Source organism: Gimesia chilikensis, assembly GCF_007744075.1.
GTDB classification, from domain to species: domain Bacteria; phylum Planctomycetota; class Planctomycetia; order Planctomycetales; family Planctomycetaceae; genus Gimesia; species Gimesia chilikensis_A.
Genome location: NZ_CP036266.1, coordinates 2780749 through 2800901, shown reverse-complemented (window position 1 = coordinate 2800901; position 20153 = coordinate 2780749). Strand labels below are relative to the sequence as shown.

Sequence of the window (20153 nt, the reverse complement as noted above, 5' to 3'; positions counted from 1 at the left end):
TATCCACTCTTTAACTGTATTACTGATCGACTCCCGAAGGAGCACCTGTCTACGACTTGGACTGGATCCACTTTCGCAGCACCAGGGCCGCGGCTTCTGGATTGTCGCGTACGAGTAACTGCACTTCATCCCGCTGTGTCGGTTGCCTGCGGGGGCGAATCTCTTCCTCTTCGTCTTCCGCGGGAGTCGGTTTTTCGCGAGGCATGTTTACTTCCTCCGTATTGACTTCTTCAATCTCCGGCATACTCTTATTGAGCATCCAGAGTGCCCAGAGAGCGAACAGCCCCAAACCGATGGTGCTGCCCCACTGGCTCACAAATTCACCTACGGTTTCCGTTATCGGTAATGCCACTTCCGGCACCTGCTGATCCACACGAACGAATGAAGCGACGCTTACGGAATTCTCAGCGGACTGGGAGGGAATCAGCTTCTGAACCTGTTTCTGAATACTGGTTTCCACCTCAGCTTTGATCGTATCGGTCGCCTGTTTGAAGGTGGCCAGATCTGCATCCGACTCTCCCTTCTGGATGCCTCGTTTGATTGCAACGGCAGCGTAATAGTCTTCGGGAATGGAAATTGAAACCTGAACCGTGTTCGGCATCGCAGCGACAAACTCTTTTTCCGTCCAGGTAAAGGAAGGCGCCGACAGCGATTCTGAATTCGTTTCGGTTACCTTCTCGTTCTTCTCATTACCGCGTGCAACCGACAGCGAATTAGGCTGATTGGAACGGGCCCCCGGTTCGGCCCGGGCCGGCTTCTGAGTGATATTCCGCTCTGTCGACTGCTCTTTCGACTGCAGTGCGACCGTGCCATCGGTGTTGATTTCCTGCTTGCGTTCAACGTAGCGCTTCAGGTTTTCTACATCAACGTTCACATTCACGATTACATCGGGAATGTAAGAGAGAGAATCCAGAATCTTGGTCTGGTAATTTCGGGTATGCTTGTTGACCCAGCTGATGAATTTACCATCGAAGGCGGCATTCTTATCTTCCGCGGTGTAAGAGTTTCCGGTGGACTGGTCGAAGACGGTCACCGATTCCGCAGTCAGGTCAGGTACCATGGTGGAAACCGCTGCCCGCAGGCTGCTCGCCAGAGTCGGAGAGAGTTCCCGTCCAGGACGTGGCTTGACCATCACGGTTGCTGTGACTTCGGGAGTGGTGTTATTCCAGCGAAGCCGTTTCTTGGAACGGGCCCACATTACACTCGCATCTTCAATCGAGGGGATGGCCCGGATCATTCTGCGCAGCTGATTCCCTAAAGCGATATCCCGCATGACCTGCAACTGGTCCTTGCTGACGAACATGCTCGATTTCTCAAACTGCTCCTGCCATTCGGATGCCCAGTCAGTCGGTAGCCCGCCACCTTCAATCAGCGCTGCATTGTAGCGGGTCACTTCGGACTGCGGGACCATGATCCGCTGTCCTTTCCGGGTGAAGTCGGTCAATCCCGCCCGCAGCAGGACTTCTTCAGCATGAATCACACCTTCCGTGGTGAAATCTTTCCCCAGCGAAAGTGACACATAACTGGATTGGCTTTCGCGAAAGAACAGGAAGCCAAACGCAACCATCATCAACAGGGGGACGGCCAGCAGAATCGCCCGCTGACTGCCCGTCATGTTCTGATATAAGCTTGCGAACTGTTGATATATTTTTTTTATCGTATCCATACCGGGGTAACCAATCGACTAGTCCATGTCAAAATGGTAAGAGAATCGCTATTGAGTGCGGTTGATCAGAGCTGCATCCGCTGTACTTCGTTGTAGGCTTCCAGCAGTTTATTTCGCATCTGCACCATCATCTTCAGAGCCAGATCCGCCTTCTTCACCGAAGTAAAGACTTCTGCCTGGGTGATATCGCCTCCCAGCAGCCCTTTTTCAATAGCCTGTTGCGAGTCCAGCTGAATCTGATTGGCGTTATGCAGTGAGTCCAGCATCAGTTCCTTGAAGGAAGGACCGCCCGATGGGTTGGCAGTGCCTGCTTCCTGAATGCCTGTCGGGGGAATCCCCGGCACAAATGCATTTCCGATATGACTGATGGAATTCGTCATCCTGTTCCCTTCCCTGAGATCAGATGAAGTTGAATTTTACGATTATGAAAGTCTCACCTCACGCCAGAATCCGCAACGAAGTATTAAACATTTCTTTCGACATCTGCATTGCGGAAATATTGGCCTCGTATGAACGTCCTGCCTCCATGGCGTTGACGAACTCGTTGACCATATCAATGTTAGGATAGGTGACATTTCCATCCTGGTCTGCATGAGGATGGCCGGGATCATACGTTTTTCTTAAAGGTGTGTCTGTATCAATTTTTACATGATATTGAACACCAACTCCTGTCTTCTCCTGGTCCAGGCTCTCCGTATCTGCCTGGAAGGTCACAATCCGCCGATAATAAGGCTCTTTGTCGCTGGCAGGATCATAAGACACATTCACCGCAGCGATATTACCTGCAATTGTGTTCATTCTCTGACGCTGTGCCACCAGAGCACTGCTGCTGATATCAATTCCCTTAAACATACCTCGCTCCTTTACCTGATCTTCCCGAGTTCACTCAGATTACAGGCCTTAAGCTCTTTCAGAGATTACCGTTAACAGCTGATTCATCTGAGCCATCATGGTCTCAACCGCAAACTGCTGCATCAGCGAGTTTTTGGTCATATGCATCACCTGTGCTTCAATGCTCCGATTATTATCATCATTAAAAGTCAGATTCTGAGGCGACGTTTCCCGGGCCTCGTACAGACTCCGCGGAAACAGTCTCTGCAGCTCTGTTTCCGGATTTCGTGTCTCTCCCAGCGTCACCGGCATCGACAGCGACGAACGGTTGGCAGGCTGAGCCAGCTTTTCCTGCAACTGAACGGCTTCCTGCAATGCCTGTCGAAATTCGGCCACCGGGAGATCGCGCATCTTGTACCCGGGGGTATCAATATTCGCGATATTTCCCGCCAGAACTTCCTGCCGACGCTCTGAGAACGCGGCCATTTTCTCCAGCAGTGGCAACGAATTCGAATTCAGAATCTGATCTAACATGATTTACACCTTAATAAACAATAAACGCTGCCGCTGGTCAGGCTGCACGCCGGACCGTGAAGTTCCGTTTTGAATCTGGGCCTCCCCGTGGCGGATAACCGTACGATCTCAGTTTTCCCGAAAGCGTTCTCAAGCCGATGTCCAGCATCTGGGCCGTATTTTCACGATTGCCCCCGCAGCGGGCAAACGTACTTTCAATCAACTTCTGTTCCATTTCCCGCAAGGTCATACCGACCATTGCCTCGGGATCTGCCAATGCCTCGGATCCAATCCAGGGCTGCAGGCTGGCAGCATCCAGGCGAGGACCATTGTCTACACGACTGACATGCTGAAGCAGGTTTCGCAGTTCCTGCACATCGCCGGTCCAGTTGTGCCGCTTCAGGGTTTCCAGGCCATCCAGTGTCAGCAGCTTGGGAACAGTCCCCTCGCTGCGGGCAACTTCGCTCAACAGGTATTCCGTGAGCAATGCCAGATCTTCCCTGCGATCATTCAACCGCGGAACCGTAATCGTCGTTTCACCCAGCACAGAAGCCAGTTTACGCTTGAACTGATTTTGAGCAACCAGTTCGGTCAGCGGAACATGACTTAACGTCAATAGTCGGCAGTTGAGTTTTTTAAGCAGACCGTCTTCGGGAGAGAGATACTCTTTCCGTTCCACGATTTTCAGAATCGCTGACTGCACCGGCAGAGAGGCAAGCTGCATCTGATCCAGGACCAGGGTTCCCCCTTCGGCCTGCTCGAGGCGACCGGGGTTCCACTTGGGCTCATCGGTGTAGCTGCTCTGCTCATCAGTAAAATACCCCAGCAGTTCCCGCTCGACATTTTCAATCGTGAGGCTGCTGCAGTTCACCTTGATAAAAGGTCGCGTCTCCAGAAACATGGCATCATGAATCATCTCCGCCACCAGTGCTAATTCCGTCCCCGGAGCGCCCTGAACCAAAACGGGAGTCAGCAGATGAATCGTGTCGGCAATCCGGTCGCGCAGATTCTGGATCGCCTGACTGTAACCGATCAGCTTACGCGTAGATCGCGTATTCAGTTCCTGAATCAGTCCGGTACACTTTCGCGACAGGCGAGAATATCTGATCGCGGAATCGAGTAGACGGCCAACGCTTTCCAGCGAGTCTTCCGGCTTCAGTTCTGCAAAGGGAACCATGCCAGCCAGACTCCCCGTTCCGCCTGCCTGCCGGGCGTCACGTGTCTGTCCGGCTGTGAAAGCGGGATAAAACAGTACCGGGATCAAACTCTGCTCGGGGAGTGTCTCTGCCTTGAAGGCGTACTCGGCAATCCCTTTCGCATCGAGCAATACACAAACATCTGCCTCGGAGTGCTGTGGTGCTGGAGACAGAACAATCTCTGCCAGCGGCACGACCGTGTAGCCCAGATTTGACAACTGCGTACAGATTTCCAGTCGGCGGATCCGATCTTCGGATACGACCTGGATCACGCCGCGTGATGTTACCTGATGAATCATACTCTGCTTCATTATTAAAAACCAATCTCTGAAAGATTAACGTTACGTATTGTTTTAAGTGACCGTTACTGGTCGATATTCAAATGGCGATGCGTCACTGGGGCCAGGTTGTCCCGGTAGGCTTCACCCACTCTGCCACCCTGATTGAGTGACTTTAACTGCTCACGAGTCTGATCGCGTCGATGCACCATCGACTGCGTGCTGGTATCTTCGTTCTGCAACAACTCGGACAGCACTGCCTCCGATTGCTGTAAAATGGTTTCACAAGTTTCCCGCTGATCTGTCGGCAGCTGATCCCGGTCGGCCTTCCATTTTTCCCAGAGTTGAGGCAACTGCCTGGTATACTGATCCAGTTGTCCCAGCAACCGCTGTTTCTGCCCCAGAACATCCAGCAGCTGCGTGTAATCATCCTGCTCGATCAGATCCTGCTGCTGAAGGGAGAGCTTCAACAGGGCCTTGGAGTATTCCAGACGCACCGCAAACAATTTCGGATAATCAATCATGTGTGTGGAAGTCATAACACTTTTAACATTTTTCTAAATCGTTTCCGGTTTGCCCGAACTGCATCACACAGTTCCGACTGAACCGCAGACAGGTTAATCTTATTTGTCAGGCACCATTTCCAGTTTTGGCTGTGGTCGCCTGCTGATTGGAATAGCGCAACTCCCGCGACCAGTCCAGCCAGCGATTCCATTCCTCACGCCCGAGGTTACTGTCCCGGGAATCAAACACTTTATCGGGCATCTGTTTCAGGATAATCTTGGCCTGCTCCAGCATGCTCTTGGCTTCATTTTTTTTACCCAGGCTTTCATAGCAGCCTGACATTTTCATATAGGCAATCAACACTTCCGTACATTGTGGATAGCGATTGACGGCATCGTGATACGACTTAATCGCGTCTTCGTACTCACCGGTCATGTACAGCAGATGCGCTTTGCCGAAACAGGTTGATTTCAACAGTCGCTTACCGAGGGGATCGAGGCGATCCTGACTCTCGAGCCGGCGGAGATCGCGATTCAGACTCTGTAACTGTTCAATCGCCATATTCAAAAAACGATACTGTTTCCGCTGCAGTTCCTGGCGGGCGTTTTCAGTTCGGGCAGTTTTCATCTCCTGCAAGGGTTCATCCGCCAGATTCTGCAAAGCCCGGGCAAGCAGGAACCGTGCCTCATGCACCTTTTCTGATTCCGGGTACCGATTCACGTATTCCCGCAGTCGTCGCGTCGATTCCTCAAAGTAAAAATAGGGTCCTGGCTGTGCAGTCGACTTCTCACCTTGTGCTGTGCCACCTGCCGCCTGGGGCTTTTGGCCCGCAATCTTCCCGAGGTGAAAATTCAACTTGCCCAGTGCAAACAGAGAATCCGACCATTGTTTCGCTTGAGGCGTTAAATTGCTGTTCTCCAGAATGTCTTTCCAGACCCCTTGAGCCTGTTCGAGCTGATCCTGCTCCAGGTGCGCGACGCCCAGCAGATACTTTGCCTGGAACGCAGCCACATCGGTGGGATAGTTCGTCATCACCCGTTCAAAATGACTGATGGCTTCATCCAGTTGATCCAGTTCCAGCAGAATTTCCCCACGACGAACAAGTGCCTGGGGCATTTTTTTATCCGGGTTGATATTGATAAACCGGGTCAGCACCTTGAGTGCAGTTTCATAATCCTGACCTTTCTGAAAATGCTCTGCAGAAATGGACAGAATCTCTCCGTAACGATCCGTCGTTTTCAGATGGCGGGCCAGTTCATAATATGCTTTACCACTTTGAATCCAGTGGTCCTGCAGTTCATGCTTCAGTCTCTCCCGCTCACTGACGGTCGTCTGTTCGTAGCTGCGTTCAAGATATTCCGCCCACCGCCGATTGGCATTCGCTGCCAGTTCCCGTGCCTGCACTTCAGGTAACAAGGGGGGCAGATATTCCGACAACTGAATCGCTGCACTGAAACAGGTCACGCCATTTTTGATTTTTTCCTCATCAACCCAGTCATTCCAGGCATCGAGTGCATACTTCCGAAATCCTTCCAGGCTGATCCAGCGATTGCGAAAATCTTCCGGACTGCTGACTGACCGCAGCGCCGTCCTGTAGGCGATCAATGCTTCTTCTGTACGTCCATTTTTGCGGAGCAACTCGGCCAGATGCAGGTACGCAGCCAGCCCTTCATGGGTCCCCGCATAGCGGTGGGTAGTCTGCTCATAAAAGCCGATTGCCGCCTCTTCATCATTCAATGATTCCGCACACAGCCCCATCAGATAGGATGCCTGCCGGGAAAACTTGCGGTCCAGTCCCAGGTTATCTTTGAGCGGCGCCAGGATGGTCAGTGCTTCCTGATACTTACCCTCAGCCATCAACGTCTGCGCCTGGAAGACGAGGGTCACCTGGTTGACCGAGTCCCGCTCCTGCACCTTCGTCAGCACTTCTTCAGCCAGATCGTTTTTCCCCTGGGCCAGCATGATCTGAGCACGTTGCAGGTAGAGGCGATCCTGCGTCACGGGGTTAAGATTGTCTGACTGCAGTGCTGCGGAGTTCAACTTGAATGCGTTCTGCAGTTCCGCGTCCGCTTTGTGATCCAGGTAGATATCAGTCAGCATCATGGATGCTTTGAGTTTACCATGCGGCCAGGTCTCGGCCGCTTCTTCAAGCAACGGTCGCGACAGTTTCGTCGAACCGAGCTGATAGAGACTGGAGCCATACGCGAAGCACCATTCGGGTCGGTACTTCTGAATGATCGCTCTACGTTCCGCTTCCTTGAGATAGCGGCTGGCAATCAGGTACTGATGATCCTGGGACTCTCCTGTCAGCTCTTCCGCATTGCGAAAGGCAACCACTCCAAAAATGTAGTATAAAGCACCAGGAAAATCCGGGTCCTGATACTCCTGTTTCTTGAGCGAGTAAGCCAGGTCCTGCGCGATGGTCCACGACTTCGGATCTTCCCGATCTTCCAGCAGTTCCAGCGATTCGGCCAGAATCTCCTGAGGCGTTTTTTCCGGCTCGCTGGATCCACTCATCAGGTAAATGGTCAACAGCACGAGAACCGAAGCGGCGATCCCAACCAGCTTCCAGCGCGAACTGAAAAACTGCAGCAGACGTTGAGGCAGAGCGCGCGAACCATCTTCGCTGACTGAAGCACCAGCCTCGGTAACTTCAGCCTCAGCAGCCATCGCTGAGGATTGCGGGTCTGCTTCGGATTCTGGTTGTTTGTTTGTTTCTTCTGCCATGATAGAACTGCCCGATCAAAAATCGGGAGATCCTGCATAGAACGATCCGATCTGCTGTGAATGTCAGATCAATTCGAAATGGAAATGTGTGAATTGTGGCGGAAACGCCAAAACGAAAAGTAGATTTCCTGACAACCTGAATCAGAGAGACAGAAAACCGGAGAGGAAGCTGTTAGTGTGTTTGAAATGTTCTTGAGAGAGGTGATATGACGGGATTAATAGTAAAAAAATCCGTTTTTTGTCAATATTACTTCAAGTCCAGGGGCTTCCCGGAGAGGCGAATACCGCAAAACCAATGCCCCACCACCAAACCAGGTAAGACGGGGGTACTGGAAAACCTTAACGCAGGATATTACGAACCCGGCTGGCAGACCGTTCCTCAAAGCGTGAGCCCGATTCGTCGAACGGCTCGTGGAGGTACAAGAGGGTTTTTCTCAGAATCTCAGCTGCAGGGGGACCAGCAATTGTCCCGCCGTAGTGGTTTTCTCCGACCGATGGTTCATTAACGACCACCAGAACGAGTACCCGCGGATCATGAGCCGGCGCACCACAAATGAAAGAACTGACGTGCAACTGCGAGGAGTAAGCCCCCGTTTTCGGATCCGGTTTCTGAGCGGTGCCCGTTTTTCCAAAGACCTTATATTCGTCCAGTTTCGCCCGTCGTCCCGTTCCACGTTCAACTGTTTCCAGCATGGGAACCTGGACCAACCAGTCTGCCACCTCAGGTGAGACGAGTGGAGTTGAAACCAGCGGACGCACCTGAGCGGGCTCATCCTCGGAACGGGGAAAATAGTTGTGGTCAATCTGGTCACGAATCAGCCGGGGATTGAGCAGTTTCCCCTGATTGGCCAGGGCCACATGGGCGGTGATCAGCTGAATCGGTGTCACTGCGATTTCCTGCCCCATCGGCACCGAACCGGTCGAATAGATATTCCAGGATTTCAGGGGCCTGACAATCCCCGTCAACTCACCGGGCAGTTGAATGCCTGTCTTCTGCCCAAAGCCAAAAGCCGTGACCGCTTCATACAGCCCCACGTTCGTTAAACGTTCCCCGATTTTCGCCATCCCGATATTACTGGATTTCACCAGAATATCTGTCACGCTCAACATGCCATAGCTGTGATGATCGTGCAGCAGACGTTTGCCCATCCGGTATTCGCCGTATTCACAATCGAATTCTTCATCCCTACTGATCAGCCCTTTCTCCAGAGCGGCAGCAACGATAAACGGCTTGAGCGTTGAGCCCGGCTCATAGATGGAAGCAATCGCGGTATTTTTCCAGGCAGTTTCTCTAATCTCTTCCGGATGATTCAGATCAAAGGTCGGCACAGAAGCCAGTGCCAGTACTTCGCATGTTTTAACATCCATCACGATGGCACAGGCACTTTTAGGTTTCCAGTCTTTGACGATCCCCTGCAATTCCCGTTCGGTATACAGCTGAATGATTGAATCCAGTGAGACAACCAGCGTTTCGCCATTCCGCGGCGCCACCCGGGAATCATTGCGAACCTCAATCACCCGGCCATGAGCATCGCGAACCAGGAACCGATGGCCATCCTGTCCACAGATCATGTGATCGAAGGCCTCTTCCAGCCCTCCCTGCCCTTTGCCGTCGATGTCACGTAATCCCAGTGCATGGGCTGCCAGTGCCCCCTGTGGATACTGCCTGCGATATTCCTGACGGAAGCCCCACGCATCATCGGCCAGCTTCAGTGCACGGATCTTCTTCAGTTCCGTATCCGACAGTCGCCGCTTGACCCACAGGAACAGTTTGTCGTCGTTCTGTTTCAGCCGCTTGAGAAAGTGCCTCTGATCCAGCCCCAAAGCTTCGCAAACTGGAATCACACTCTGATTCCCCTTCAGCCGCTGAGGAACCACGTAGAGACTGTTGGTGACAATTGTCGTTGCCAGCAGGCGTCCGTTGCGATCCAGGATATCGCCGGGCCGGGCCGGTATTTTTTCTTTAAACACCTGCTGACGGGCAACCACTGTTTTGAACTGCTGATGCCCGACGTACTGCAGATAAACCAGCCGTCCGGAAATGACCAGCCAGGCAAGGACCACCAGTACGATCAGGCTCCAGCTCCGCCAGCTGATTCGAGATTGAGAGATACCGGATTTCAAGAAACTGCCCACCTGTCCTCTACACCGGGATAAATCTGTTATTTCTGACGTGTCGCCTGCTGTGGCGTTCGCTGCAGATGCCACTGTAGCAACGGCATTTCGCGACGATTCGTCAGCGCAGGCTCTGAACTGGACTCGACCTCCAGCTCTCCCCGCTCCATTGAGTTTAGAACCTTACGCGGCGAACTGGCGCGTTGCGTTGCCAGCTTCATTTTAGCATGCGAATTGATCAACACTTCCAGCTGAAAATGCTGTCGGCTGACCTGCCGTTTCAGCTTCAGGCTCTCTTTCTCTAGCGCAATGCCGATCAGAGAGACGGCCACTGCCAGCAAAATGGCACTGATGAAACGGAATAACATCGATTCCAGCCTCTTCCGCACCAGCGGACACAGGCCTGCTGCCTCGCCGCCAGTTCAGAAATTGGAGTGATAAAGACGAACTAAAGACGCTTTATCTCTTATCGGCTGGAAGAGTTTCCGGGCACAAGACTGACCCGGCTGGCATCGGTCGGGAGCTGCAATTCCGTACCAATTTGAAGCTTGTTCGGATTTTGCAGCCTCTGCCGGTTCATCTGATAAATCTGAAACCAGCGGGAAGATCTCCCCAGATGACGCTGGGAAATATCTGTCAGTGTATCATTGCTGCCCACGCGATACATCGGGCGCCCATCCTGACTGATGAAAAACCCTGATGCTTTGCCTGGCTTTCGCACAGTGTTACTGCCGCTGAACTCGCTGACAGTAGTCTGATTACTGGTTTTATGAATCGCCTGGTATTGGGCTTCAATCGCAGAGCGATCCGGGGCAATCAGCTTTAATCCCGGACGCATCGTCCGGGGGTCACTGACGCGACTCTTGTTAATCCGGGCCAGCAGCTGAAAATACTTTCCACTGCCGTACAGCTTCTTGGAAATCGTCCAGAAGTTTTCGCCATTCTGAACGACATACTCTCCCCCCGTCGCTGCTGCGACCGGCTGGCTGAAGCTCTCTTCCTGCAACGCACCGAACTCTTCCTGAACCGAGACACTCTGAGTTGGTGCAGGTCCATCGAACAGCCCTCGTGCCTGTGCAGCCGGCTCGGGAGTCATCGCTGTTTCTTCGAAGGATCCCGAATCGATACTGGCTGCCGGTCGTTTGACTGTAGTCACACTCTCCGCCTGCTGGGCTGAAAATTCTTCTGCCCGAAAATCACCGAAACGATCAGTACCCTGAGTCTCCTGTGTTTCACTGAATTCGGAAACCTGAGGCTGTTCAAAGTTCCCTGCATTGGCAGTAGAAACATCTGCCCCAAATTCGTTTGGATTCTCCATCTGACCGGTGGAAGCCTGGGGTTCCGGCTGATCAAAACCGGCATTCCCGAAAGGATCAGGCTCCGACTGGCTGGAGATTTCGGTGATATTGACTTTAGCCGTCTTTTGCGGCAATCCGCCTGAGTTCTGCATCTGCCCCCCGGCACCATCTTCGGCGAGGTCAAAGTTACCAAACTCATTATCACTCGCAGGTTCAGCCTGCTGAGGCATGGCCTGTGTCGGCTCGCTGGAGGCACCAAAGGGATCTTCTTCCACCTGCACTGCAGCAGTGTTACCTGTCTCAGCCTGTGCAAATTCATTCGCAGCCGGCTGTTCCATCAGCCCTGAGCCTGAACCCGTTTCCTGAGCATTAAACTCAGAACCTGCTCCTGAGTTGAAATCATTCTGCATAGCTGCCTGAGGCTGCTTCTGTTGTTGCGCAAACTGATCGCCGCCGGCAAAAGGATCTGCCTGAGCGTTGTCGAATGTCGCTGGCTCCGCCTGATTCTGCATCCCGGCATTAAAATCATTTTGTGCCGGATTACCAAATTCATTGTTGCCTGCAGCAGGCTGGTCAAACGACTCAAAACCATTGTTTGTCTGGTTGGCAGCCATTTCCGTTGATTGCGCAGGCTCGCTCTGATTATTGAATGTTGACTGATTATCAAAATTATCGAAGCCGTTCTGGGCGAACTGATCACCGGCGGGCTGCTCCTGGGTACCAAACGCATTGTCCTGGTTTTGATTTTCCTGGGGGGTAGAAAATCCGGAATCACCGCCGCCCGTATTGAAGTCAGCGGACTGCTCTGTAACCTCTGCAGCACCGTTATTTTCTCCGTTTCCCTCGGCGAAGGGATCCGCTTCACCCGGCGCCTGCTCCCCCGTACCATCTTCGGCAGGGCTGTTGACAGCCAGTGCTTCCTGGGGACGATTGATTTTCTGATAGACAACCAGACCAAAGGCACTCAGCAGAATACAAATCAGGCAAAGCCCTACTTTGGTCTCGATGGCGATTCCGCCCTTAGGCTTCTCGACACCCCAGTCCTCTTCTGCTGTCTCTTCTGTTTTCTTTTCTTCAGTCATGGCACTGAACCAATTCGAAATAAAAACTGTTCTTATTTTTCAGACAGGCAGTCTCCCGCCCGTCACCCTGTGAAATAACTCACGCAAACTATGTTTTGACCGCCACCCGCAGCTTGGCCGTGCGGCAGCGAGGATTGACCCGCTGCTCGGCCTGCGTCGCTGTGATCGGTTTGGCTGTCAGGTTTTTCCATTGATCCCGGTCTTTAAACGCCTGCTTGACCATCCGGTCTTCTAATGAATGAAAGCTGATGATGACCGCTCTTCCTCCGGGCTTCAGCGCCTGAGGCAAGACCGCGTCCAGCATGGTTTCCAGTTGTTCCAGTTCCTGATTGGCGGCAATCCGCAGCGCCTGAAAGACGCGTGTTGCCGGATTTTTGCGAGCCGTCGCCAGGGCCTTGGCGGGCATTGCCGCCTGTACCGCTGCAATCAGGTCCGCAGCTGTCCGGACAGGATTCGTTTTCCGTTGCTGAACCAGTTGGCTGGCAATCCGCTGACTGAATCGCTCTTCGCCATAGACTTCCATAATCTCAACCAGTTCCGCTTCAGACAGTGTTTCCAGTAACTGCCAGGCAGGAATGCCCTGTCGTGTATCAAATCGCAAATCCAGATCGCCCGGTGTTTCAAAACCGAAGCCGCGCGTTTCATCACTCAGTTGATCGGAAGAGAGCCCCAGGTCCAGCAGAACACGATCGACCGAGGGAAGCTGTAGCTCTTCCAGCACCGCGGGAAGCTCTGCATAGCTGGCCTGCCTGAGAAAACACTGTCCGTCCGGCAATGTTTCCACTCCTAATTTTTCTCTGGCAAATCCCAGCATCATCTCATCACGATCCAGACCGATTAAAGTTCCAGTTGTTCCAATTTGTTTCAGGATATGTTGACTGTGACCACCTGCGCCAACGGTGCCATCTACGACGACCAGTCCGGGCGACAAATCCAGTTGCTCCATGACTTCACGGAGCAGGACCGGTATATGTACGGGCCTTTTCTGATCACCGGATTTCCCTGACATGTAATTGGCTACGATTCTAAAAATAAAACAGCTCAATCAGTCGCTGATCATTTTCTCAGACAGAAAATCATCACGATTCTGATCACTGAATTCTGATTTGATTTTTTATGGTGGGGGTAGAAACTTGAGAAGTGTCACTCTTAGAGAGATCGATCGCCCGAGTACCAGAGGGAAGAACTCTATCTGACTCTCAAGCGCGGGAAGTTTAGGAAAATTCTGATTTTCTGACAAGATCAGTTAAAGATTTTTAAAACAGGACCGAAGGCAGTAACGTAAATCGCCTGCCTGAAACAAATTGAGCCTCAGGCAGGCGATTCGGAAACTAACAGGTTTCGTTATAAACTGATCTCGCGGGTCCTGTCCAAGGAGGGAACCCTGAAGCCATCCGCTCCAGGCAGCATCCATTCTACCTGTATGTGGAGACGAACGACCGGTGGCCCAACCCAATATTCTGAGCACACGCAGGTGACATCCATTTCACCTTCAATCCGCAAAGCCCGGTAGCCAGCGGAAGAGTTCCAGATTGTCCTCCTTGAACAACATGAGATTTAGATTTGTTGATACACTCAGTCAGCAATGATGAACATCAATGAATTGTCACGTGAAATGGATTACCAGGGCATTTGACCAAATGCTTGCGCAGCCATCTCATCGAAATGAGGACCATGGTCGTTCAGATAGGTGTTCCAACGCTCGGTATTCCAGATCTCAGCGTGGTCCTGAACTCCAATCAGAACCACTTCCTGTTTCACTTCCAGGCTGGCCAGTTCAGCGAGTCGTTCGGGGATACAGATGCGCCCCTGAGAGTCGACTTCCACCTTCTCCGCCCGTGCATAATACAACCGCAGATACTGGGCTGCCTCCGGGCCATTCCTGGAATATTCTTTCAATCGTTGTGCCTGCTGTTCAAATCCTTTCTCTGAGAAAAGCAACAAAGACGATGCAGTACCAGGTGCGATATAAATCTGGGTGAAGTCTTCGGTGATAAGCTCTTCCTTGAGCCGTTTGGGGATTGCCAGTCGACGCTTTCCATCCAGAATCTTATTGAAAGTTCCCGTTAACGCCATTGGTCCCCACCCGTCACCACTTCTCACCACAGAGTGCTGAATTTACCACCCAGAAAGAAATCGTCAAGCATGATTAAATGCGTAAATCCGATTCCTGGAATCGGATTCGTCCTAGATACTTATCTGGATTGGAATTGCGACTTTGATGATTTTTAAATTTTGTTGAGGGGGGGTGATTCTGGTGTGAATAACCGGTAGAAAATCAGTCAGTCAGAGACAGGATCTGGGAATAAATCTGGTCATATTTCCGGGCAATTGACTCCCAAGTAAACTCCTGTTCTACAAGAGTTTGCGCATTCTCAGCCATCTTGACAAACTGGGTAGGAGAGGTCCTGAAATCGACCAGTGCCTGGTGAAGCTGATCAATGGATCCGATTTCCACCAGTGTCCCCTGCTCTCCCGGTTGAATCAGTTCAAAAATCCCATCAACCCTGGTCGATATGACGGGCAATCCAGCAGCCATCGACTCGAGCACCACGTTAGGCATCCCCTCCCACAGAGAAGAGAGCACCAGGCAGTCTGCCGCCCGCATCAGCTCCGGAATCTGGGGCTGCCATCCAGCGAAGTGAACCTGACTGGAATATCCAGATTCAGAGACTCTCTGCTCAAGTTCACCCCTCAGGGGACCATCTCCTACAAACAGAAGATGAAACTCAGGTGCCTGGCTGGCAAATTTCAGAAATGCCGAAAGCAGATCATGGGGTGCTTTCTGAGGATCGAGCCGACCAACTGAGAGAACCACCTTGGCATCTGTCGGTATGTTCCAGCATGTGAGATCTGCAGGCTTCGCTTCCGCAAACCGCTGAAATTCCACTCCGTTGGGAACAACTGTGATTTTAGTGGGCGATAAATGACCAGTTTGAATCGAAAAGTCAGCCACGGACTGACTGACACAGATATTCAGCTCCACCAACCGATTTGTGAGCCGATCCAGTAACAGATGCCCGTTCCGCCGCTTTTCAGAGACACGAATTCCAGAAACCACATGTGGTACATGTGACAGGCGGGCAGCCAGCCGCCCCGCGAGATTGGCGTGAAATAGAAATGTTTGCAACAAAACCGGTTTTTGTGCTTTGAACTTTTGCGCCAGGTGCCAGATAATGCGGACGTCTCGTGCTGAACGCACCTGTAAAATTTCTGTTGGGATCCCCGCCTGCTGCAGCGGCTCGACCAGTGGACCGGTACCGGTCAGCGAGTAAACAACAGGAGCCCAGCGTTCTCGATTGAGCCGCGTGACAATCTGTACCAGCGCACGTTCCGCCCCTCCGGGCTGCAGACCGGTAATGCAAAATGCAATCGGATAAGGTGCATGGCTGTCAGACAACTGTCATCTCCTGGCAGAATACCGACTTCGCCTGAGGACAGGCGGGCAGGCTCTGTTTCTATTGTTCCCTCAGGGTCAGTCGCAGCAAGCTCAGATTGAAAAATTGTGTTTGTTCTGACCAGACTAATATCAAACGTTCGTTAAAATCCGCCATTTTCAGTCGTTTTCGCGGTCATTCTGCGTCAGCCGAACCTGAATTCCCTCGATCACAGCCCAACGAAACAATACCGATGCCCCGTTTAGATGCCTTCGATTATCACCTGCCCCCGGAACTGATTGCCACTGAGCCCACCCGCCAGCGGGACCAATCCCGCCTCCTGGTTGTCAACCGCCAGGATCGTTCCATAGAGCACAGCATGATCTCCGATCTGCCTCAGTTTCTGAATCCCCAGGACTGCCTGGTTCTGAATGATACCCGCGTGCTCTCAGCCCGGTTGTTTGGAGTTCGCCAGGCCACGGGAGGAAAGTGGGAAGGACTCTACCTCGGATCCAATGCCGAGGGGGAGTGGAAACTGATGAGCAAAACTCGAGGCAAACTGGTTCCCGGCGAGACGATCAAACTGACTCCCGCACATTCACGCAGCGAAGAGAAACAGCTCTCGCTGATCATGCAGTCCAAAGATGAGGAGGGGTACTGGACAGCCCAGGTACAGTCTGATGAAGATCATCACGCCCTGCTCTCACATTTCGGTACCATGCCCCTACCCCCTTACATGAAACGCGATCTGGCGACCGAAGAAGACTGGGAACGCTACCAGACCGTATATGCCAACCAGCCTGGTGCCGTCGCTGCCCCCACCGCGGGACTGCATTTCACTCCCGACCTGCTAGCCAACTGCACCGGGAAAGGAGTCGGGGTTGCCAAAGTCACGCTGCACGTGGGCATCGGCACGTTCAAACCCATTGCCTGTGAAACTCTCGAAGAACACAAAATGCATTCTGAGTGGTGTGAACTTCCAGGCGAGTCCGCCGCGTTACTGAATCGGACGCGCGACCAGGGAGGCCGCATCGTTGCTGTGGGAACGACCAGCGTCCGCACACTGGAATCGGTGGCTCAGCAGGGGCCACTCCAGGCCTGGCAGGGTGAGACCGATATTTTCATCTATCCTCCCTACCAGTTTCAGGCGGTCGACTGCCTGCTGACCAACTTCCATCTGCCGAAATCAACACTGCTCGTGCTGGTCAGTGCATTTGCCGATACCGAGTTGATCCGGGAAGCCTACGAAAAAGCTGTAGAAGCGAAATACCGCTTCTACAGCTATGGTGATGCCATGTTGATTATTTAGCAGCCGCCAGCTTATTGCGGCTTGGCAATATCTTTCGGTACCTGACCATCCAGGTAACGCCAGTTTTTAATGAACGAAATCAGATCCGCCATCTGCTGCGGGTTGATGGTTTTCTCCAACCCGACTGGCATCAGCGAAACGCCGTTGGACTTCATTTCATCGATTTCATCCTTCAGCACGGTTATGGTTTTTCCTTCTGGCTGCGTCAGCGTGATCGATCCGCCGCTGTCAGAAGAGATGATTCCGGTATGCACCACACCATCGATGGTGATAATCGTGTAACTGAAGAAGTTCGCATCGATGGCCCGGTTTGGGTCCAGAATGTTGGTCAGCAGATACTCTGGTGTCTTGGTCCGGGAGTCGCCGATATCAGGAGCAACATTCACGCCCAACTCACCAATCCGGTGACAGGTCACGCAGTTCTTCACAAAGATCTGCTTTCCGGCCAGTGGATCAGCTTTCAGCTTGAGTGACTTCTGGTAGTCAGCCAGAACCTGCTTCCGGTCGGCAGGAATCGCTGCAGCAAACAAGGCGGCTGCCCGCTTCTTGATTCCAGCATCACGGTTCCGTTGCAATCGAGTAGAACGTGCGGGCCCCAGTTCAGAAATCTTGATCTCACCCTTTTCGATTTCATCCAGCAATACGTTCGTCCGATCCTGGCTGGCCAGCATCGCATCCAGAATCGCCCGACGCATGCCGGGAGTTTGCTGGGCAAAGCCATCCATCAAAACCGGTCCGATCTGTGCTTCCCCGTAAGGGCTGATCGCTTCGATGGCTGCAATCTTCACTGCCTGCGAGTTCTTGCCCTGAATCAGATCCAGCAGCGTTTTGCCGGCTGCATCGAAGCCAACAAACTGCAGCACACCGATCGCTTCCAGTTTCTGGGCCAGCGGACTCTTCGGATTCGCTGCCGTTTCCACGATCTTCTGGTAGAACTGATTCAGCTTTTTCTGATCCGCTTCTGAAAGCTGCGTTTGATAGGCGGCGATCGATTTCCCTCGGCGTCGGAGGCTGTTGCCCAGTCCTTCGAAGCCGGCAATCTGCAGAGGCAGATACGAGTCCGCATCCAGGCCGGCAATCAGGGACAGTGTCTCCTGAATATCGTCTGACTTGAGCTGCGGACCAATTACTGCCGCCATTTCTCCCACAGCGTCAGTCACACTGGACTTAGCGGTTACTTTCTGACCAGTCTGTTTTAACTGCTTCAGGAACGATTTGAAAATCGGCACACTTTGATCGGCTGCGGAAGAAAGCACAGCGGCACGAGTCCAGCTGTCATCAGCTCCCTGCAACATCAGCTGTGCCAGTTCATCGACCATCGAGCCACTGTCACCCGCTTCTCCCAGGCTGATTGCCAGCTGGAATCGCAGTGCGGGATCTGCTGTGTTGACCAGAGCCAGAACCTGTTTTTTCAAGTTCTGACTTTCAGCCAGACGCGGTTCACTCAGACGAACCGCCTGTCCCTGCACACGCGGTGATTGATCTTTCAACGCCTGCATCAAAACAGCGTCACTCAGTTTTCCCAGTCCTTCCAGGGACCAGAGTGCCTGAATGCGGGCCTGTTCGTTTTTGCCTGCCGTCACCAGTTTTTCGAGAGCAGGCTGCAGTGAGGCATCCTGACCTTCAAAAATCAGTCGCGCTGCGGTTTCCCGCTGCCAGGAATCTTTCGAAGACAGTGCAGCGATGAGATCTGCCTGCGTGGCATCTTTTAACGCAGTGTAAACAGTTTTATTGATTTTGGATTTCTTAGGTACGATGCGATAGATCCGGCCGCGATCGATTCCGTCATTCAGGTCCGAACGCTCTTTCAGTTCGACCGGCATAAACTGCGGATGTTCGATCACCGCACGATACATGTCACACAGATACAGTGCCCCATCCGGTCCGTTATACATGTTGACGGGCCGGAACCACTCATCCCGGCTGGCGATGAATTCCACTTTATCGCGTCCGTATTTGGAATCGTAGGTCGCTCCCATCGGAGTCATCACATCACGGTGCACCAGATTGGCAGTCGGCTCACAGGTGAAGCTGTTGCCGTAAAATGCTTTCGGGAACAGATCTCCCCGGTAAATGGTCACACCACAGGCAGCAGTAAACTGTCCAGCGTGCAATGTCGAAGTCGTCCAGGTACGGCTGATCGCATATACGCGGGAGTCTTCTCCATCGGGAGAGACATCATGATAGACCGACTTCACAGCCAGGTAAGGATTCCGTTTCAGGTACCGGCTCTCCAGCACGATGTGTTTGTTCGGATTGCGGTTGGAACAGACGAACCGATTACAGTAGTCGTCGAAGGTCAGTCCGAACTGACCGATCCCGGAGATTGATTCGTACTTCCCGGTCAAGGGATGAAAACGGAAATCGAGACCGTTAATCGGAACCTGCTTCGCATTTTTAGTCCACTCGGGATGGGTCGCGATCACGGATCCGCCACGCAGACCATTGGAAATATAAATGTGATTATCCAGACCCAATGTCGGATGGTTGGCACGCAGCTGCGAGTTTTCTTCTTTGAAACCAGTGAACCAGGTTTCGACCAGGTCGGCTTTGTCATCGCCGTCCGTGTCCTTCATGTACTGCACCTTGCCGGCCAGGGTGACGATCAGCCCCCCTTTCCAGGGTTGCACCCCGGTCGCAAATAACAGCTTGTCTGCAAAAACGGTAGCCGTTTCGTAAAAGCCGTCCTGATCCTTGTCCCGCAGCAGCTTAATCCGGCTTTTGGGATCTTCTCCCTCTTTAGGTCCATGAGGATAGTCCGTCATCTCGACCACCCACAGAACACCCGATTCATCAAAGGCAACAGCGACCGGGTTAACCACGTTCGGCTCGGACGCCACCACCTGCATTTCAAAATCAGGATGCACGACCGTCTGTTTTAATGACTCCTCCGGTGAGAGAGGCGACTTGGGTACTGCCGATTCCTTCTCAGCAGCCACCGCGAATTTCAGACAGACACCGGCCAGCAGAGCCAGGCATCCCCAGCGTCCCCATTTAAGGAACCTCTTGCCTGTGCTCGAAGCACGTCTGTGAGAACCGGGGAAAACCGCGAGATGTTTTGCTTGTTTCATGTTTGATCACCGTAGTATTTCAGACAGAAATCTGGATGGAATGATAACGAGGAATTCAGGTTGGATAGAATCTATCCTAACTGACCGACTGACGATTCTCTATCTCGCTTCCGACACGATTTCGAGATTCTGCGGAATTTATAAACAATATTAACGTTTGGCGGCACCAAAGGCTATCATCAAAGG

General features: G+C 52.6%; 15 protein-coding genes. 1 reads left to right on the top strand and 14 read right to left on the bottom strand.

Annotated elements, in window-relative coordinates; translation table 11 throughout:
* Nucleotides 1–49: 49 nt before the first annotated feature.
* The 13 genes from HG66A1_RS10530 to HG66A1_RS10470 all read right to left on the bottom strand — a co-directional run bounded on the left by HG66A1_RS10530 (nt 50) and on the right by HG66A1_RS10470 (nt 15610).
* Nucleotides 50–1615, bottom strand: coding sequence for a hypothetical protein (locus tag HG66A1_RS10530; protein WP_197997088.1), 1566 nt, complete (start codon nt 1613–1615; stop codon nt 50–52).
* A gap of 116 nt (nt 1616–1731) precedes the next feature.
* Nucleotides 1732–2046: a flagellar hook-basal body complex protein FliE gene (gene fliE, locus HG66A1_RS10525; RefSeq protein ID WP_145183119.1), complete on the bottom strand. Its 315-nt coding sequence runs from the start codon at nt 2044–2046 to the stop codon at nt 1732–1734.
* Between the two features lie 58 nt (nt 2047–2104).
* Nucleotides 2105–2518, bottom strand: coding sequence for a flagellar basal body rod protein FlgC (gene flgC, locus HG66A1_RS10520; RefSeq protein WP_145039389.1), 414 nt, complete (start codon nt 2516–2518; stop codon nt 2105–2107).
* Nucleotides 2519–2566: 48 nt separating this feature from the next.
* The gene (locus tag HG66A1_RS10515; protein ID WP_145039387.1) at nt 2567–3031 is read right to left on the bottom strand and encodes a flagellar basal body rod protein FlgB; all 465 of its coding nucleotides are present in this window, start codon (nt 3029–3031) and stop codon (nt 2567–2569) included.
* A gap of 37 nt (nt 3032–3068) precedes the next feature.
* Nucleotides 3069–4505 (bottom strand): sigma-54-dependent transcriptional regulator, encoded by a 1437-nt coding sequence (locus tag HG66A1_RS10510; protein WP_197997087.1) that lies wholly within the window; start codon nt 4503–4505, stop codon nt 3069–3071.
* Nucleotides 4506–4570: 65 nt separating this feature from the next.
* Nucleotides 4571–5023: a hypothetical protein gene (locus HG66A1_RS10505; protein ID WP_145183113.1), complete on the bottom strand. Its 453-nt coding sequence runs from the start codon at nt 5021–5023 to the stop codon at nt 4571–4573.
* Between the two features lie 91 nt (nt 5024–5114).
* A complete protein-coding gene (locus tag HG66A1_RS10500; RefSeq protein ID WP_145183110.1) occupies nt 5115–7715 on the bottom strand; it encodes a tetratricopeptide repeat protein in 2601 nt (866 codons plus the stop codon).
* Between the two features lie 339 nt (nt 7716–8054).
* The gene (locus HG66A1_RS10495; protein WP_145183107.1) at nt 8055–9839 is read right to left on the bottom strand and encodes a peptidoglycan D,D-transpeptidase FtsI family protein; all 1785 of its coding nucleotides are present in this window, start codon (nt 9837–9839) and stop codon (nt 8055–8057) included.
* A gap of 38 nt (nt 9840–9877) precedes the next feature.
* Nucleotides 9878–10198: a hypothetical protein gene (locus HG66A1_RS10490; protein ID WP_145183104.1), complete on the bottom strand. Its 321-nt coding sequence runs from the start codon at nt 10196–10198 to the stop codon at nt 9878–9880.
* Between the two features lie 98 nt (nt 10199–10296).
* Nucleotides 10297–12210 (bottom strand): LysM peptidoglycan-binding domain-containing protein, encoded by a 1914-nt coding sequence (locus HG66A1_RS10485; protein WP_145183101.1) that lies wholly within the window; start codon nt 12208–12210, stop codon nt 10297–10299.
* A gap of 88 nt (nt 12211–12298) precedes the next feature.
* Nucleotides 12299–13219: a 16S rRNA (cytosine(1402)-N(4))-methyltransferase RsmH gene (gene rsmH / locus HG66A1_RS10480; RefSeq protein ID WP_145183098.1), complete on the bottom strand. Its 921-nt coding sequence runs from the start codon at nt 13217–13219 to the stop codon at nt 12299–12301.
* 611 nt (nt 13220–13830) lie between these two features.
* Entirely contained in the window at nt 13831–14286 is a 456-nt protein-coding gene (locus HG66A1_RS10475) for a division/cell wall cluster transcriptional repressor MraZ (RefSeq protein ID WP_145039363.1), read from the bottom strand.
* A 202-nt stretch (nt 14287–14488) separates the two neighbouring features.
* Nucleotides 14489–15610, bottom strand: coding sequence for a glycosyltransferase (locus tag HG66A1_RS10470; protein WP_145183095.1), 1122 nt, complete (start codon nt 15608–15610; stop codon nt 14489–14491).
* Nucleotides 15611–15840: 230 nt separating this feature from the next.
* On the opposite strand from HG66A1_RS10470, the gene queA reads away from it, so the two are divergent.
* Nucleotides 15841–16896, top strand: a complete 1056-nt coding sequence (gene queA / locus HG66A1_RS10465; RefSeq protein ID WP_145183091.1) for a tRNA preQ1(34) S-adenosylmethionine ribosyltransferase-isomerase QueA — start codon at nt 15841–15843, stop codon at nt 16894–16896.
* An 11-nt stretch (nt 16897–16907) separates the two neighbouring features.
* On the opposite strand, the gene HG66A1_RS10460 is transcribed toward queA, so the two are convergent.
* The gene (locus tag HG66A1_RS10460) at nt 16908–19967 is read right to left on the bottom strand and encodes a PVC-type heme-binding CxxCH protein (protein ID WP_145183088.1); all 3060 of its coding nucleotides are present in this window, start codon (nt 19965–19967) and stop codon (nt 16908–16910) included.
* Nucleotides 19968–20153 lie beyond the last annotated feature (186 nt).

What these genes read in the sequence shown, in the direction of transcription:
- HG66A1_RS10530 (WP_197997088.1), bottom strand. Translation starts at nt 1,615, where the DNA reads ATGACGGGCAGTCAGCGGGCGATTCTGCTGGCCGTCCCCCTGTTGATG.
- HG66A1_RS10505 (WP_145183113.1), bottom strand. Translation starts at nt 5,023, where the DNA reads ATGACTTCCACACACATGATTGATTATCCGAAATTGTTTGCGGTGCGT.
- HG66A1_RS10500 (WP_145183110.1), bottom strand. Translation starts at nt 7,715, where the DNA reads ATGGCAGAAGAAACAAACAAACAACCAGAATCCGAAGCAGACCCGCAA.
- fliE (WP_145183119.1), bottom strand. Translation starts at nt 2,046, where the DNA reads ATGACGAATTCCATCAGTCATATCGGAAATGCATTTGTGCCGGGGATT.
- HG66A1_RS10485 (WP_145183101.1), bottom strand. Translation starts at nt 12,210, where the DNA reads ATGACTGAAGAAAAGAAAACAGAAGAGACAGCAGAAGAGGACTGGGGT.
- rsmH (WP_145183098.1), bottom strand. Translation starts at nt 13,219, where the DNA reads ATGTCAGGGAAATCCGGTGATCAGAAAAGGCCCGTACATATACCGGTC.
- flgC (WP_145039389.1), bottom strand. Translation starts at nt 2,518, where the DNA reads ATGTTTAAGGGAATTGATATCAGCAGCAGTGCTCTGGTGGCACAGCGT.
- HG66A1_RS10515 (WP_145039387.1), bottom strand. Translation starts at nt 3,031, where the DNA reads ATGTTAGATCAGATTCTGAATTCGAATTCGTTGCCACTGCTGGAGAAA.
- HG66A1_RS10490 (WP_145183104.1), bottom strand. Translation starts at nt 10,198, where the DNA reads ATGTTATTCCGTTTCATCAGTGCCATTTTGCTGGCAGTGGCCGTCTCT.
- HG66A1_RS10475 (WP_145039363.1), bottom strand. Translation starts at nt 14,286, where the DNA reads ATGGCGTTAACGGGAACTTTCAATAAGATTCTGGATGGAAAGCGTCGA.
- queA (WP_145183091.1), top strand. Translation starts at nt 15,841, where the DNA reads ATGCCCCGTTTAGATGCCTTCGATTATCACCTGCCCCCGGAACTGATT.
- HG66A1_RS10510 (WP_197997087.1), bottom strand. Translation starts at nt 4,505, where the DNA reads ATGATTCATCAGGTAACATCACGCGGCGTGATCCAGGTCGTATCCGAA.
- HG66A1_RS10460 (WP_145183088.1), bottom strand. Translation starts at nt 19,967, where the DNA reads ATGAAACAAGCAAAACATCTCGCGGTTTTCCCCGGTTCTCACAGACGT.